We start from the raw sequence: 15854 nt of genomic DNA, 5'->3' as shown, positions 1-15854 counted from the left end.
GCTCGTGGCGGAAATCCGACGTTTGGTCCCCGACCCTGAACGTCCGAGAAGAGCGGCCGAACATCCGAGAAGGGTGGATTTCCGCGAGCTGGTTCAAGGCTGACCCCTGTACGAAGCGGCCATGAGGCTGATTGACCGCTCTCGCGGCGATAGCGCCTCAGGTCCGCCGGCACGGTGATCCACACCCGCAGAACGGCTCCGCCGAAACAGCGCGGCACTGAGCCCAGCCCAGGGGCCGATCCAGGGGCTCGCAGGCATCAGGGCGGAGACGAGAGGTCCCGAGCGCGTACCGCGCGCTCGGGAAAGGCCGGTTCAGTTCGGGATCAACTCACGGGCGGGGCCACCGGTCTCCTGACCGCGGGCCTGAGCGTAATCCGGCAGGGCGGGGTTCCGGGCGTTGCCGCTGTCGGTGTCCATGCGTCCGAGCCAGTACGGCGACGGCGCCTGCGGCAGGATCGAGCCGATCACCGCCGGGCCATCCATCGGATGGGGGACGGTTCGAGCCATGGAGGCTCCGGTCAAGGCAGCGAAGGTGCAGGCGGACGCGAAAGCGACGGTCGAGAAGGTCTTGAGTATCGTCATATCTGATCTCCTGTGCTTCCTGCCTGATCCAACAGTGTCAAGCAGAGATGCCGGACAGACGACGGCGTCGATCGCTTATTCCATGCGTCGTCGAAAGATTTTCATATCACATCGAAGACTACGGTTCCGGGGGGGCGTTACGCGATGGAAGCCTAAAAAATCCTGATGGATGGAATAATCCAGTTTCGCTGGCGTCCATGCCTCCGTAGCCGGCCTTGAAGCCCGTCCAACGCGGCCAGCGTGCAAGCAGAGGAGTTCCGCCCATGCCAGGACACCGGACATGATGGACATGATGCGCCTCATCGGGCCGCTGATCCCGGCCCTGCGCCGCTATGCGCGGGCGCTCCTGCGCAATCCCACCGATGCCGACGACCTCGTGCAGGATTGCCTGGAACGCGCGGTCGGCCACTGGCACCAGCGCCAGGCCGATGGCGACGCGCGGACCTGGCTCTTCGCGATCCTCCACAACCTGGCCGTGACGCAGATGCGCCAGCGCGTCCGCCGCGGCGCCCACATGCCGATCGAGGACACCGCGGAGGCCAACCTCGCGGTGGCGCCGACTCAGGAGAGCGGCCTGCGCCATCGGGACCTGATGACGGCCCTCGACGCCCTGCCGGAAGAGCAGCGCAGCGTCCTTCTGCTCGTGACGGTTGAGGGCCTGTCCTACGCCGAAACGGCGGACGTTCTCGCCATCCCGACCGGGACCGTGATGTCCCGCCTGTCCCGGGCCCGGGACCGGATGATCCAGCTCATGGAGGGCACCGAAACCTTAGCGCCCACCAAGCGCCCACTCCTGCGGAGGATCAAATGACCATGCATCCGATCGGCGAAGACGATCTCCAGGGCCTCGTGGACGAACGGCTCGATGCGGCCCGGAGGCGCGAGGTCGAGGCCTATCTCGACGCCCATCCCGAGGCGCGCATGCGCACCGCGCGCATGGTCGCCCTGCGGGCGGAGATGCGCGCTGCCTTCGCGCCCATTGCGACCGAACCGGTGCCGGCCCGGCTGAACTTGGCGCGGATGGTCGAGGCACGCCGTCGCCCGGTGCGGCCGACCTGGCAGGCGATGGCGGCCGGGCTTCTGCTCCTCATCGGGGGAGCGGGAGGCTGGGGCCTGCGCGAGGTGGTCTCACCAATACCGACCGGCATCGAGGCGTTGGCTCAGTCCGCGAGCATGAACTACGCCGTCTACGCCCCTGACCATACCCGGCCCGTCGAACTTGCCGCCGCGAACCGAGACGAACTCGCAGGCTGGTTCTCGTCCCGCCTGAAGCGACCGGTCGGCGTGCCGGACCTCAGCGGCTCCGGCTACCATCTCATGGGGGGACGCCTCGTGGCGACGCCCCAGGGGCCTGCCGGACTGCTGATGTACGATGACGGGCATGGTGCGCGCTTCGTCATGCTGATGCGACCCATGAACGTGCCCGGCGACGCGCCCATGCGCCCGCACACCACGGAGACGTCGAACGGCTACGCCTGGATCCAGGACGGGCTGGGCTACAGCCTCGTGGGTACGGCCGTCGACACCGTCCTGCATCCGCTCGCCGACGCGATCCGGCGCGCGACCGCGAAGAACATCTGAAGGTCCGCCATGTCCCTCCTGAACGATCTTACCGGCGCCGCGCCCGGCTTGCGCCCGCGCGCCGTTCTCCTCCGGCTTGGCGCCATCGGAGCCCTGGTCGCCGGCACGACGGGGGCCTTCGCGTATGCCGGAGGCTGGCTCTCGCCGGGAGACCTCACCCAGGCCCGGATCGTCGACCGCTTCGAGAGGGTCAACGGCCCGCATCCGGGGTTCCGGCGCAATCACGCCAAGGGACTCTGCCTCGCGGGGCGCTTCGAGAGCAGCGGCGGGGGCGAGCGCCTGTCGAAGGCTTCACTGTTGGCCGCAGGACAGGTCACCCCCGTCACCGGGCGCATCGCGTTGGCGGGCGGCCAGCCCTACGCGGCGGACGCGACCATGACGGTGCGCAGCCTCGCACTTCGCTTCCATCTTTCCGACAGGGAGGAATGGCGCACCGGCAACAACGACATTCCGGTCTTCCCGGTGCGCACCCCGGAGGCGTTCTACCAACAGATCCTCGCCGCCAAGCCCGATCCGACCACGGGCAAGCCCGATCCCGAGGCGCTCAAGGCGTTCTTCGCCAAGCATCCGGAGAGCGCGAAGGCGGCGGCCCTGATCAAGGCGCGGACGATCACCTCCGGGTTCGCCGACGACACGTTCCGGAGCCTCAACGCCTTCCGGTTCGTCGCGACGGACGGCACCGAAACGCCCGTGCGGTGGGCCTTCGTACCGGAGCGGGCCGCCACGGCTGAGAGCCCGGCCCAGGCGGGGCGCGCGGATAAGAACTTTCTGTTCGATGACTTCACGGCGGCGGTGCGCCAGGCCCCGGTGCGCTGGCACCTGATCGTCACTCCCGGCTCGCCCGGCGATGACAGTGCAGATGCGACGCTCCCCTGGCCGTCCGAACGAGCGAGCATCGACGTCGGAAGCGTGATCGTCACAACGACGGAGGCGGAGGCGACCGGCAATTGCCGCGACGTGAACTTCGATCCCCTCGTCCTGCCCGTCGGCATCGTGGGATCGGACGATCCTCTGCTCAGCGCCCGCTCGGCGGCCTATGCGCAATCCTTCGCCCGGCGTGCCGGTGAACCGAAAGCACCGAGCGCCGTGCTCGACACCCCTATGTCAGGAGCCGGATTGTGAGAAACGTCGCGCACTTCAACCTGCCCGCCCGGCTGCTACACTGGACGATGGCCGTCATGATCCTAGTCATGCTGTTCATCGGCGTGGCTATGGTGACCTCTGTGGCCCACTATCACGCCCTCCTGGCGCTTCACCAGCCGCTGGGTATCGGCATCCTGATCCTCGCGGCGCTGCGCCTCGTCAATCGCTGGCGCAGTCCGCCACCCAAACTGCCGGTGGAGCTTCCGGGCTGGCAGCGCAAGGCAGCCCATGCCTCACACATCCTGCTCTACGGGTTGATGCTCGGGCTGCCGTTCGTCGGCTGGGCGATGCTGTCGGCGGCTGGTTACCCGATCGGACTCGGCGGCGCGGTGGTGCTTCCGCCGATTCTGCCGCGCGATCCGAGCCTCTATGCTTGGCTGCGTCCGCTTCACACCATCCTGGCCTATGCCTTGTTCGGAATTATCCTTGCCCATCTCGGCGCAGCTCTGATGCACGGGCTGATCCGCCGCGACGGGGTCTTCTCCAGCATGGCCCCGCACCCGATCCGTTAGCGGTCCAGGTGAAGCGATTGCCGCCGCGATCCAAGTCGGTCCGAGGAGCACCGAAGGAGGGACGCGAGCCGCAGGCCCGAGTATCGAAAAACCATCGCAAGTGACTTGCGGCCCTGCGCCTTCGCGTCGAATGTCCGATTCTGAGAACCGGGCAGAGACCTTCGACCGGCGAGATTGGGTCGTGAGCGGATGGTCTCGACCGTCAGGCTTCCATCACCAAATCTGTCCGGACTCGGGCGAGGAACGGGAAGGACATGCGGGCGATGAGTACGGACAGCCTGACGGCGCACGGCGTCTTCGACGTGGCGGAGCAGGCCGCGCGCCTGCCCGAGAGCTGCGACACCATGGTGGCGGATCACCGCTTCACCGACGATCCGGCGGCGAGCGCCAGGGTGTTCCGGGTCTACCGCCCGACGCCGCCGCACAGCCACGCCTCGTGCGACGAGTACCTCTACGTCCTGTCCGGGCGCTGCCTGATGAAGTTCGGCGACGAGGCCCCCGTGGAGGTCGGCCCCGGCAAGCTGGTGTTCTTCAAGCGCGGGGTCGTGCACTCGGTGCCGGAGATCCTCGAGCAGCCGATGGTGTTCCTCTCCGTCGACACCCCGCGGCGCGAGCCCCGCGACATCCGCTTCGTCGCCGACGGCACGGGCACGCCCGACACCTTCATGCGGCAATCGTGAGCGGCGGGCGCCCGGCGGACCGGGCCTACTCGACCTTCTCGTTGGGGTAGACGCCCCAGAGCCGGTCCTGGCGGATGTAGCCGTCGACGTCGCCGCGCCGCTGGGGCATCGCCACGATGATCCGGCACCAGGCGCCGGTGCAGGTCTTGACGCTGCCGATGACGCCGGCCTGGAGGCGGGCCTCCTCGCCGGAGGCCTCGTCGGCCCTGGCGTAGAGCGGCACCGGGGCCTTGTCGCCCCCCTTGTCACCCCCCTTGCCGGCGGTGACGATGGAGGTGCGCCGGCCCGAGAGCAGCGAGTGCAGCACCCAGCCCTCGGTGCCCTCCGAATCGCGGATGCGGCGCCAGGTCTCGAACTCGGCCACGATCTCCACCGGCAGGCCGGCGCGCTGGAACACCCAGAGGGTGCGGTGGTCCTTCGAGGGGCCCTCGCGCAGGTTGACCCGGTCGGTCTTCAGGCTGGCGTAGCGCGGCAGCGGCAGCTTGGTCACCGGCCCCAGGGCCATGTCGGGCGAGGCCCCCGGGGCCGGGGCGGCCGCGGCGGCGCCGGCCGACAGGAGGGTCGCGAGGGTGAGGAGCAGGGCAGGCGCGCGCATCGTCCGATGATCCTTCACGCTCTCCGGAGCGGGGGTCGCCGAAGGCTGGCGGCCGGCCCCGGCGTGCATTGTGTTCCGCGGCCTCTCTGGTAGAGAGGCCTTGAGGGTCGAGAGGACCCCGGGATCGTGGCCTTCCGGCCGCCGGCCCGGTCGTCTCGAATGTCTTGACCGGTGCGTGGTTAACGCACGGTAAGCCTGCGGCGTCGCCCCGCATCGCCGATCGCGCCGGAGACCGGCCGGGTCGGATGCGGGCCGGCGGTGCCGTTCGCGGGGAGGGTGCATGTCGTCGTTGAAGCGCAAGCCGCTCGTGGTCGTCACGCGGCGTCTGCCCGAGGTCGTCGAGACGCGCATGCGCGAGCTCTTCGAGATCCGACTCAACACCGACGATGCCGCGATGGCGCCCGACGCCCTGATGGCGGCCATGCGCGAGGCCGACGTGCTGGTCCCGACGGTGACCGACGAGATCGATTCGGGTCTCCTCGCCCAGGCCGGACCGAACCTGCGGCTGATCGCCAATTTCGGCAACGGCGTCGATCACATCGACGTCGCCGCGGCCCTGGAGCGCGGCATCACCGTCACCAACACCCCCGGCGTCCTCACCGAGGACACCGCCGACATGACCATGGCGCTGATCCTCGCCGTGGCCCGCCGGGTCACCGAGGGCGCCCGGATCATCCCGGACGACGCCTGGACCACCGGCTGGTCGCCGACCTGGATGCTCGGCCGCCGGATCACGGGCAAGCGCCTCGGCATCGTCGGCATGGGCCGGATTGGACAGGCCCTGGCCCGCCGGGCCAAGGCCTTCGGCCTGCAGATCCATTATCACAACCGCCGGCGCGTGCCCGCCCAGATCGAGCGCGACCTCGACGCGACCTACTGGGAATCCCTCGACCAGATGCTGGCGCGCGTCGACATCGTGTCGGTGAACTGCCCGCACACGCCGGCCACCTACCACCTGCTCTCGGCCCGCCGCCTCAAGCTCCTGAAGCCCGAGGCCGTGGTGGTGAACACCGCCCGCGGCGAGGTCATCGACGAGACCGCCCTCGCCCGCCTCCTGGAGGCCGGCGACATTTCCGGTGCCGGCCTCGACGTGTTCGAGCAGGAGCCGGCGGTGAGCCCGCGCCTGGTCAAGCTCGCTCGCGCCGGCAAGGTCGTGCTCCTGCCCCACATGGGCTCGGCCACCCACGAGAGCCGCGTCGACATGGGTGAGAAGGTGATCATCAACATCAAGACCTTCATGGACGGGCACCGCCCGCCCGACCGCATCCTGCCGAGCATGCTCTGAAGTTCCTGCCGTTCCACGGCATTCCAGCCGGCTGAGGATAAGGTCCCTCATCACAACGTAGGATCGGAACGGGCCCATGCCCGGCACGTTGACCGGCGCTGGCCACGGCGGGGCCGGTGCTTGGAACGGGTGGATCGAAACATCATGGCCGCGGACACACCGTCGACCGAGGCGGCATCGGTGAGTGTTTTGGGGTGCGGCGAGTTCCGGCATTTCGCCGATTTCGTACCCCTGATGATGTGGCGCGCCGATCCCCAGGGAGCTGCCGTCCACCACAACGAATCCTGGCTCGCCTTCACGGGGCGCTCGGTCGAGGAGGAACTCGGTCACGGCTGGCGCCGCGGTCTCCATCCCGACGACCTCGAGCGTCACGCCGCCATCGTGGCCAAGGCTTTCGCCGCGCAGGAACCCTTCACCTCCGAATTCCGCCTGCGCCGGCACGACGGTGCCTACCGGTGGCTCCTCGACACTGCCAAGCCCTTGCGCGAGAACGGCGATTTCGTCGGGTTCCTCGGCACGTGCTTCGACATCACCGATCGCAAACATGCCGAGGAGCATTCCGAGCGGGCGCTGGTGGAGAAGGAGGCGCTCCTCGCCGAGGTCTACCATCGGGTTCGCAACAACCTCCAGGTCATGGTCAGCCTGATCGGACTCTACGGCCGCGCCGCGCCCGCGCCCTGCCGGGGCAGTTTCGAAGCCCTGGGTCAGCGGGTGCGTGCCATCGCCCTGGTGCAGCAGCACCTGCACGAGGCACCCCACATCGCCTCGATCGACCTGCGCGACTACCTGCACCGCCTCGCCTCCGGCCTCGGCCAGTTGCGCCGGGCCGGGCGGATCGGCGTCACCGTCGGTGGCCACGGCACCAGCCTCGTCGAGCCGCGCACCGCCAACGCTCTCGGGATGATCGTCGCCGAGGTCGTGTCCGAATGCCTCGACACCACGGCCGAGACGGTCGCCTGCACCATCGCGATCCAGATCGATGCTGCGGCCGGCGGCCCCGTGCGCCTGAGCATCGTCTCCGGAGCGGGCGAGGGCGCCGCGCCCGGCAAGCTCGAGGTGCCGAATCTCGGCCCCCGTCTGATCGCCGCCTACGCCTCGCAGGCCGAGGTCGCGGTGCGTGGCATCGGCACCGCCGCCGAGCCGCTGGAACTGCAACTGCCCGAGGTGCTGGCACCAGCCTCCTGAGGATCGCATTGGTGCAGGGATCGACTATATGCGTGGGGGTGCCGCCGCGCAGGAGCCGTTCCCCCGATCATGCTTCCAGACATCGAGACGATCATCGACAATTTCGGCATCCTCGATGAGGGACCGGACCGCTACGAGTACCTGATCGAACTCGGGCGCGCCCTGCCGCCGTTTCCGGAAGAACTGTTGACCGAGGAGAACCGGGTCCATGGCTGTGAGAGCCAGGTCTGGGTCGAATCCCACATCGACCGTTCCGAGACCCCGCCGCGCCTCCACCTGCGCGGGACCAGCGATTCGGTGATCACCAAGGGGCTGATCGCCCTCGTCATGGCGCTCCACGATGGGAAGGCGCCGGAGGACATCGCCAAGGTCGACGTCTTCCAGACCTTCAAGGAGATCGGCCTCGGCGCCCATTTGACCTCGAAGCGTTCCAACGGCGTCCGCGCCATGGCCGAGCGCATCCACCGGGATGCAATCCGACTCACCGCCGCCTGAGCGCTGTTAGGAGGCGCCCGTCAGGCCCGCTGCCTCGGCGGGCTGGCCGGCGCCCGCCACAGACGGGGACGGCTCCGATCCGGTCCCACCGCCTCGCGCTCCAGTCCGTAATGCTCGGCAAGCCGTGCCAGGGCGATGCGGGCGACCACCTTGGCCGAGCGCGCCGGCCAGCGCCGCTCCGCCTCGATCCGTTCGAGGCCCTTGAGAAAGCCGCACAGGTCGATCAGCAGGCCGGACAGATCGCTGCCGACCGCGTCGAGCGCCGATCGGACCCTCTGGCGAGCGGCCAGCATCGCGTCGGAGCCGGCCGCCGGATCGCGCGGCCCCGACCCATCGACCTTCACCCCGCTCCAGTCCTGGCCCATCCGAGGCATCAGAGCCGCCCCGGTCAGATCGCGGCGCAGGCGTTCGCCGGCCTCGAAGCAGGCTGCGTCGATCAGGGGCACGCCGTCGCGGTTCCGCCGCCGCGCCATCCAGGCCAGGGGGCTCTCGGAGGCATCCCGGACCGGCCGGTCCGGTTCGGTCGAGCTGACGACAAGGTCGAGGTGCTGTGCAAGGTAGGGCGTCTGCGGGCCGGCCGTCTCCCGTCGCAGCCGAGCCCGTCCGGCCGGGCTGATTGTCAGCCGGGCGCGGCGTCCGGGTCCCTGCTCCGCCAGATCCTGTGCCAGCAATTCGGTGCCCGCGCTCCCGACGAAGCGGCCACCTCCGACGGAGATGCCGTTGCCGCCTTCCCGAACGATCCAGCCCTCGGCCTCGATGGGATCGGGGAGGGCGTAGGCGCCCTCCTTCGCCAAGGCGCTGAGCAGCCGCCGCGCTTCGGCGTTCATCGGCTCGATCTCGCAGCGGGGATGCGGGGATTTTGCGGGGCGGGAACCGTGCGCCCGAGCCGGACGCAGAACTCCCGGCAACGGAAAAGTCCGATCTGTGTTCATGTTTTGTTCCAGTACTCAGGACAGCGACGGGTCGATCGTCGATTCTACCGTACGGGAAAAATATCCTATATCAAGTCTTGACGGCGTTTTCCGAAACGCCCTCCGGCTCGGGGCGTCAAGTCTCCGACGCGGTAGACAGGGGCTGTTCGGACGGAAGGCGGGCTCCGGAGACAGCAGGTTCTCCGGAGTGGTCGCAGCCTCAGGCGGCTTCGTCGTAGTTCCCGCTGCGGGTCTGGCCGAGGCCGATCGCCTTCGCGAGGTCGGAGCGCGCTTTGGCGTAGTTCGGAGCGACCATCGGGTAGTCGGGCGGCAGGCCCCACTTGGCGCGGTATTGCTCGGGGCTCATATCGTATTTGGCGCGAAGGTGGCGCTTCAAGGACTTGAAGGTCCGACCGTCTTCGAGGCAGACGATGTGATCAGCGGTCACTGATTTTTTCACGGCGATCGCAGGCTGGAGCGGCACTGCGGGCGCCTTCGACTCGACTTGGCCGCTGGCAATCTGCGACAGCGCCCCATGGATGCGCGTGATCAACTGAGCCAGTTCGCCGGGAGGCACCGGGTTGTTGCTCACGTAGGCCGACACGATGTCGACGGTCAGTTCGACATAATCCGTGGAGTGTTCGATATCGTTCATAATTGGAAGAGCTCTCCTGACGCGATGCAGTGAATAAGGCGCGCAAGCAATTCGATCGCCTTCGCGTCGATGCCCACTCGTTCCCCGGATCGATCCCGCAGCGTTACCGTCTGCTCTGCATGCGCTATAGAATGCGCAGCAACTTCATCCGCTACGATTTCTTGATATGCTATTCTCCGTCACGTCGCAAGATGGGCTGGCCCGCCTCGATAACGTCAAGCAACTGTGGCGAACAATATTTCAACCGTGCCGATGTCGTGGGATTTCCATCCCCGTGAGGCGAGGCCGCTCCGTATGCAACCCGAGGACAGATTGCCGCAGAGGCGGTATCGGTCCGTTCGCTCCTCCACTGTCGTCCCGCTTGCTTGCCGTCCGCACCCGCGCCACATGGCACGGCCATATGGAGCAACGCGGCTCCGCGTCTCGACCCTGCGCCAGGATTTTTTGCAATGGCTTCCCAGTCAACCAGCATTTCGGTGTCAGCCGCCGCTCCGGTCGCGGAAGTGCGTCCTCACACCTTTGAAGTCCACGGCCATGTCGTCCACGACGACTATGCTTGGCTGAAGGCTGAAAACTGGCGGGATGTCCTCAAGGATCCGGCTGCCTTGCCCAGCGATATCCGGGAACATCTGGCAAGCGAGAATACCTACTCGGAAGCCGCACTCGCGAGCACGGCAACGCTTCGCAAGACCCTCGTCGCCGAGATGCGCGCCCGCATCCGCGAGGACGACAGCAGCGTGCCAGAACCGGATGGGCCCTTCGCCTACTACACCCGGCATCGCGAGGGCGGACAGCATCCGCTCGTCTGCCGGCGGCCGCGCACCGTCGTGGTGATCCCCGGGCAGGGGGCCGAGACCGCAGCCGATGGCGGTCCGGAAGAAGGCGAGGTCATCCTCATCGACGGCGACCGCGAAGGCGATGGGCTGGCCTTCTTCGAGATCGCGGCCGCGGTCCATTCCGACGACCACCGGCTTCTCGCCTGGAGCGCCGATACCAAGGGCTCGGAGTTGCACAGCATCCGGGTCCGCGACCTCGAGACGGGTGCGGATGCGCCGGATTGGGTCGAGGCGACGACTGGCGAAGTGGTGTGGACCGCTGACAGTCAGGCCTTCTTCTACGTCGCCGTGGACGACAACCATCGCCCCGCACGGGTCATGCGCCACCACCTCGGTACAACGCAGGAGGCCGACACCCTCGTCTACGAGGAAGCCGATTCCGGCTTCTTCGTCCATATCGAGGAGACGCAATCGGGCGACTACCTCGCGGTCACCGCGAGCGATCACGAGACGTCCGAGGTCCATCTCCTCGACCGCCGCGCGGGGGAAGGCCCACTCACCGTCGTGCAGCCGCGCGAGCCGCTGCTGATCTACTCTGTGGAGAACTGGGCCAACCACCTCTTCATCCTCACCAATGCCGATGGGGCCGAGGACTTCAAGATCGTGACCGCCCGGGTTGAGGCGCCCGGGCGCGAGAATTGGACCGACGTGATTGCTCATCGCCCCGGCGTGATGATCCGCCACCAGCACGTGATCGCCGATCACCTCGTGCGTCTCGAGATCGAGAACGCGCGTCCCCGCATCGTCGTGCGCGACACCAAGGGCAACGAGCACGTGGTGGCCTTCGCCGAGGAAGCCTATTCTCTCGGACTTCAGCCGGGGCATGAGTTCGAGACGGCGGTGATCCGCTTCACCTACTCGTCGATGACCACGCCTGCGGAGACCTACGATTACGATTGCGTCACCCGAGCCCGGCAGCTGCGCAAGCGCCAGACCGTGCCGAGCGGACACAATCCGGAGGATTACGTCACCCGCCGCCTGTTCGCGACGGCGCCGGACGGCGAGACCGTGCCGATCTCCCTGCTGCACCGGCGCGACTGCCTCCTCGACAGATCGGCGCCGCTGCTCCTCTACGGCTACGGGTCCTACGGCACGCTGATGCCGGCGGCCTTTCGCACCAACCTGCTCTCCCTCGTCGACCGCGGCTTCGTCTACGCCATCGCCCATGTGCGGGGCGGGACCGAGAAGGGCTGGCGCTGGTACCTCGACGGCAAGCGCGAGAAGAAGCCCAACACCTTCTCGGACTTCGTCGCCTGCGCCCGGGCGCTCATCGACGCGAACTACACGGCGCAGGGCCGGATCGTCGCCCATGGCGGCTCCGCCGGCGGCATGCTGATGGGCGCGGTGGCCAACCTCGCGCCGGAGTTGTTCGCGGGCATCGTCGCCGACGTGCCCTTCGTCGACGTGCTGAATACCATGCTCGACGGCGAACTGCCGCTGACGCCGCCGGAATGGCCGGAATGGGGAAACCCCGGTGAGAGCCTCGCGGCCTTCGAAACCATCCTGGCCTACTCGCCCTACGACAACGTGGCGGCCAAGGCCTATCCGGCGATCCTGGCCCTCGGCGGACTGACCGACCCCCGCGTCACCTACTGGGAGCCGGCGAAATGGGTCGCACGTCTGCGCGCCACGATGACGGGGGGCGGACCGATCCTCCTGCGCATCAACATGGAGGCGGGCCACGGAGGGGCCGCCGGGCGCTTCGACCGCCTGGAGGAGGTCGGCCTGATCCAGGCCTTCGCTCTGCTGGCCGTCGGTAAGGCTTGAGACCGCCGCCTCAGGGCCGAGGCGCCGCTTCGGGCTGCGGCGCATGGGCCTCCGGAGCCGGAGGCCGCGCCCCCTCCTCGCGCTTCTGAGCTTCGCGTGCGGCCTCGTCGGCCGCCTGCTGGGCACGCAGGCGCGCCTGGCGGGCCGCATCCTCGGCCGCCAGCTTGTCAGCCGCGGCCTTGATGGCGAGGGTGCGGGCCTTGTCCATCTCGATGCGGGCGCGGCGGCGCAGGCGCTCGCTCTGGTCGGCCTCGAACACCTCGATCGTCTCGAGTTCGCGCTGGAGCACCAGGGCGGCGAGCCCGTTGGTCACCGGCCCGGCATCAATGGTGCGCTCGGGGCTGCGGAGCGGGCCGCCGAAGCCGAGCTGGATCGACGGGTTCGCCCCGCTCCAGCCCTTCGGCGCCTGGCCGGCGAGGAGGGTTCCGCGTGCATCGAGGCGTGCGTCCCGCAGGTCGATGCCGAGCGTGCCGTTCCAGCGTGCGGAGCCGAGGGGAAGCAGGAGCGGCCCCACCCGCAGGCTGCCCCCGACGAGGTTCGCGGAGGTCGTCACGGGCCCCTTCATCAGGAGCGGTCCTGCACCGAGCTCCTCGACCACGAGGGTCTGCAGCCGGCCCTCCCGCAGGGGATCGTCCTCCGCCAGCGCCCGCGTCAGGGCGCGGTCGAGGCCGGCCGGATCAGCCCCCGGCAGCCGCAGGTCGGCAAGCGTGAGGGTGCCGCTGCCGCCGAGGTTGTTCATCAGTCCGGTCAAGCTCTCGCCCGAGCTGCCGAAGCGCAGCTGGGCCGTGACCCGACCCTCGACCGGTCCCGGGCCGACCAGGCCGGGGATCGCCGCGTCGGTGATCTGGCCCTCGCCGGAGAGCGCGGCGGCGCCGCCCTGACGTGTCAAGGTCGCGCGTCCCGCGACGCGTCCGCCGGCGAGGGTCGCGTCGAGGTCACGCAGGGTCAGGGTCTCCGCGTCGAGGGCGACACCGAGGGTCGCGTCGGTGGCGATGAGCCCGCGGCCGAGGTCGAGGCTGTCGATCCGAAGGCCGAGCGAAACCGGCGGGCGGCCCGTCGGAACCGGAGCGAAGCGGGCGCTCGCCGGGCTCTGTCCCGGTCCTCGCGGCGCCTCGGTGGGCAGGATCGTCGCGCCGACGAGCAGCGGCAGGGACAGCCGGGTCAGGGTCGCGCTGCCGCCGATCGCGCCGTCCGGCGCGGCGGTGAGGTCGGCCGAGACGGGCTGGCCGGCGACCCGGCCGACCAGGCCGAGGCGTGCCTCGCCGCCCGCGCGCGACAGACGCAGGCCGAGTTCGGCCGGCAGGGGGCCGGGGATCGGCACGGCGCTGCCGGCGAGGCTGAGGAGCGGCGCGAGGTCGGGCAGGCCCAGCTGGAGCTCGCCGGCCCGCGGCAGGGTCTCGGCGTCGAGGAGGACCGGCTGGACCGTCGCGACGCTGATGTCGGCGACCGTCCCGCTCAGGCGCAGGGCGAGGCCTGGGCCCTGCGCAGGCCCGTCGGCCGCGGCGGGGGTCCCGGCGATGCGCAGGCGGCCGGGCCGGCGCAGGGCCGGGATGTCGGTGCGCCCGAACCAGGCGGCGGCGTTCGCCGTCGCGATGGTGAGGTCGAGGGCGTCGATGCGGCCCGCCCGGCTCCGCAGGTCGAGGTCGAGGGTGCCGCCGGCGGCGTTGCCCCGCGCGCCGACCCGCAGGGTGTCGGCGGCGCCCGCATCCCGCTCCAGGCTGACGGCGAGGTCGAGGGCGCCCGCCCGGAGGAAGGCCGGGACGCGGCGGGCCTCCGCCACCCAGACCCGATCGAGCAGGGCGAACAGGGGGGCGGCCACCGCTGCCGAGACCTGGCCGGCGATCCGCCCCGTACCGTCCGGGCTGATCCGGCCCGAGAGCTTGGCGTTGGCGCCGGCGAGATCGGTGATGTCGAGGCTGTCGACCACGAGGCTCGGCCCGTCCGATTGGATGCTCGCCGCGATCGTGCCGTTGCCCGAATGTGCGCCGGCGGGGCCGTAGCGGACGTCCCGGGCCTGAAGGGTGATCCCGACATCGTGGCCGCGCAGGTCGGCGAGGGTGCCGCCGAGCACCGGCAGGGCGGCGATGTCGATGCCCTGCGCGGCGAGCTGCGCGTCGAAGCGGCCCCGCGCCGTGCCCTCCGCCGCCGTGTAGCGGGCATTGCCGGTGACGCGGGCCTCGCCGAGGCCGAGGCGCAGGTTGCGCAGGGAGACGGTGCCGGCCGCCACAGACAGGTCGGTGGCCAACTGCACCGGGCGTCCGTCCATCACCGTCACGGCCGGACCCTCGAGCCCGAGGCGGCGCAGGTACCGGCCGAGCCCGTCGGAGGCCGGCGTGTCGAGCGACAGGTGTCCCGTGAAGCGCGCGCCGGCCTCGGTGTCGATCTCGCCGCTGGCGCCCAGGGCCGCGGCGCCCGGGGCGGTCACGTCGAGGCGACGCAGGATCACGCCGCCCGTGCGGTCGAGGGTGCCGCTGGCGGAAAGGCCCGTCCATGCGTCGAGGCCGAGGGCCAGGCTCTCCACTGCGAGGTCGAGGTCGACCATGATCGGCAGGCCGAAGCCATTGCGGCCGCCGGTGGTCGGCACGCCGCGGGCGATCAGGGCCTGCCCGGCCGCCGAGGTCAGGAAGGCGTCGAGGTCGAGGCGCCGGGCGGAGAGGGCGAGGGCGCCGCGCCATTGCTTGAGGTCGAGCTGGCCGGTGCCGCCGAGCCGCAGGGCCTGCCCGCCGGGGTCGATCTCCAGGGCGACGTCGGTGAACCGGGCCGTCAGGCCGCGCCCCTTGAACTTGCCGGCGAGGGAGAAGGGCAGGTAGGCGCCCGCCGCCTGGACGGGCGGCCCGACGACGATCCGGGCGTTGCCCTCGGCGACGGCCGCCATCAGGCGACGGCCGGCCGTACCGGTGCCGGCAGAGGCGAGGCCGATGCGGGCATCGGCCTCGAAGCGGGGCTGCGTATCGCCGCCGCCCGCGATCTTCACGCTGACGCCTTCCGGGCCGAGCTCGCCGGTCGAGACCCGGAAGGGCACGCCCCGGCTGGTTCCCTCGGCCCGCCAGGGTCCGACGAGGGCGGGGGCCGAGACCTGCAGGGCCTCCGCGTAGAACTGCTCGGTCCGGCCCGTCGCCGGGACCTGGGTCGTCAGCACGAACTGCCGGATCGACAGGTCCTCGATGGCGAGGTCGCGCCGCAGGGCGGCCGAAAGGCCGCGCGCGGGCAGCAGGATCGCCTCGCCGTCGGTGACGGGGAGCTTGACCTCGGCCCGGCCGACCCGCGTCTCGGTGAAACGGATCTCGCCCTTCAGGAGCGGCGCCAGGGCGACCTCGGCCTTGATGCCCTGAAGGTCGACCTGAGGCTGGTCGAGGGACGGGTTCTGGGCGGTGCCGGGTCCGAGACGCAGCCGGTCGAGCTTGAGGCGCGGAGAGGGCAGGAGCCGCAGGCCGATGCGGCCCTCGGTCTGCGCCTCGATCCCGAGGGAGCGCGCGATCGTCCGGTCGATCGTGCCGCGATAGCCCTCCCAGGCCACGAAGGGCGGGACGGCGAGCGCCGCGACGAGGAGCAGGACGACGGCGCCCGCCAGCGCGGTCAGGATGTCACGCACCGTCTCTGTTCCGCCTCGTCATCCGGAGCCCGCTC

At 69.9% G+C, this 15854-nt stretch carries 14 protein-coding genes; 9 read left to right on the top strand and 5 right to left on the bottom strand.

What is annotated here, in order from left to right; translation table 11 throughout:
• Window positions 1–312: 312 nt before the first annotated feature.
• Window positions 313–507, bottom strand: coding sequence for a hypothetical protein (locus ASF49_RS09825; RefSeq protein WP_156652952.1), 195 nt, complete (start codon window positions 505–507; stop codon window positions 313–315).
• A 355-nt stretch (window positions 508–862) separates the two neighbouring features.
• Between ASF49_RS09825 and ASF49_RS09820 the strand changes: the two genes are divergently transcribed.
• From ASF49_RS09820 to ASF49_RS09800, 5 genes are all read left to right on the top strand, one after another.
• Window positions 863–1393 carry a sigma-70 family RNA polymerase sigma factor gene (locus tag ASF49_RS09820; RefSeq protein WP_056471480.1) on the top strand — a complete coding sequence of 177 codons (531 nt, stop codon included), beginning with the start codon at window positions 863–865 and terminating at the stop codon, window positions 1391–1393.
• On the top strand, window positions 1390–2163 hold the full coding sequence (locus tag ASF49_RS09815) for an anti-sigma factor family protein (RefSeq protein WP_056471477.1): 774 nt from the start codon (window positions 1390–1392) through the stop codon (window positions 2161–2163). Before ASF49_RS09820 ends, ASF49_RS09815 begins: the two co-directional genes overlap by 4 nt.
• 9 nt (window positions 2164–2172) lie before the next feature.
• Window positions 2173–3285, top strand: a complete 1113-nt coding sequence (locus ASF49_RS09810) for a catalase family peroxidase (RefSeq protein ID WP_056471474.1) — start codon at window positions 2173–2175, stop codon at window positions 3283–3285.
• Window positions 3282–3818, top strand: coding sequence for a cytochrome b (locus tag ASF49_RS09805; RefSeq protein WP_082511080.1), 537 nt, complete (start codon window positions 3282–3284; stop codon window positions 3816–3818). Before ASF49_RS09810 ends, ASF49_RS09805 begins: the two co-directional genes overlap by 4 nt.
• A gap of 263 nt (window positions 3819–4081) precedes the next feature.
• Window positions 4082–4498, top strand: coding sequence for a cupin domain-containing protein (locus ASF49_RS09800; RefSeq protein WP_056472617.1), 417 nt, complete (start codon window positions 4082–4084; stop codon window positions 4496–4498).
• A gap of 25 nt (window positions 4499–4523) precedes the next feature.
• On the opposite strand, the gene ASF49_RS09795 is transcribed toward ASF49_RS09800, so the two are convergent.
• Complete coding sequence (locus ASF49_RS09795; RefSeq protein ID WP_056472615.1) at window positions 4524–5093, bottom strand: SH3 domain-containing protein; 570 nt, start codon at window positions 5091–5093, stop codon at window positions 4524–4526.
• A 280-nt stretch (window positions 5094–5373) separates the two neighbouring features.
• Between ASF49_RS09795 and ASF49_RS09790 the strand changes: the two genes are divergently transcribed.
• The 3 genes from ASF49_RS09790 to ASF49_RS09780 all read left to right on the top strand — a co-directional run bounded on the left by ASF49_RS09790 (window position 5374) and on the right by ASF49_RS09780 (window position 8058).
• A complete protein-coding gene (locus tag ASF49_RS09790) occupies window positions 5374–6378 on the top strand; it encodes a 2-hydroxyacid dehydrogenase (RefSeq protein ID WP_056471471.1) in 1005 nt (334 codons plus the stop codon).
• A 144-nt stretch (window positions 6379–6522) separates the two neighbouring features.
• Complete coding sequence (locus tag ASF49_RS09785; RefSeq protein ID WP_056471463.1) at window positions 6523–7563, top strand: sensor histidine kinase; 1041 nt, start codon at window positions 6523–6525, stop codon at window positions 7561–7563.
• A 69-nt stretch (window positions 7564–7632) separates the two neighbouring features.
• Window positions 7633–8058 carry a SufE family protein gene (locus ASF49_RS09780; RefSeq protein WP_056471460.1) on the top strand — a complete coding sequence of 142 codons (426 nt, stop codon included), beginning with the start codon at window positions 7633–7635 and terminating at the stop codon, window positions 8056–8058.
• Window positions 8059–8078: 20 nt separating this feature from the next.
• On the opposite strand, the gene ASF49_RS09775 is transcribed toward ASF49_RS09780, so the two are convergent.
• Both ASF49_RS09775 and ASF49_RS09770 read right to left on the bottom strand, forming a co-directional pair.
• Window positions 8079–8885, bottom strand: coding sequence for a DUF6456 domain-containing protein (locus tag ASF49_RS09775; RefSeq protein ID WP_056471457.1), 807 nt, complete (start codon window positions 8883–8885; stop codon window positions 8079–8081).
• 304 nt (window positions 8886–9189) lie between these two features.
• Complete coding sequence (locus ASF49_RS09770; protein WP_056471453.1) at window positions 9190–9624, bottom strand: MucR family transcriptional regulator; 435 nt, start codon at window positions 9622–9624, stop codon at window positions 9190–9192.
• Between the two features lie 449 nt (window positions 9625–10073).
• On the opposite strand from ASF49_RS09770, the gene ASF49_RS09765 reads away from it, so the two are divergent.
• Complete coding sequence (locus ASF49_RS09765) at window positions 10074–12227, top strand: S9 family peptidase (protein ID WP_056471451.1); 2154 nt, start codon at window positions 10074–10076, stop codon at window positions 12225–12227.
• A 10-nt stretch (window positions 12228–12237) separates the two neighbouring features.
• Here the strand turns inward: ASF49_RS09765 and ASF49_RS09760 are convergent, their stop codons facing one another.
• Window positions 12238–15819, bottom strand: a complete 3582-nt coding sequence (locus ASF49_RS09760) for an AsmA family protein (protein ID WP_056471448.1) — start codon at window positions 15817–15819, stop codon at window positions 12238–12240.
• Window positions 15820–15854: the final 35 nt, after the last annotated feature.

The sequence above is a fragment of the Methylobacterium sp. Leaf104 genome (assembly GCF_001422885.1).
In the GTDB taxonomy this organism is placed as follows: domain Bacteria; phylum Pseudomonadota; class Alphaproteobacteria; order Rhizobiales; family Beijerinckiaceae; genus Methylobacterium.
Note: the sequence above shows the minus strand (reverse complement) of the source record. Positions and strands in the feature narration are given on the sequence as shown.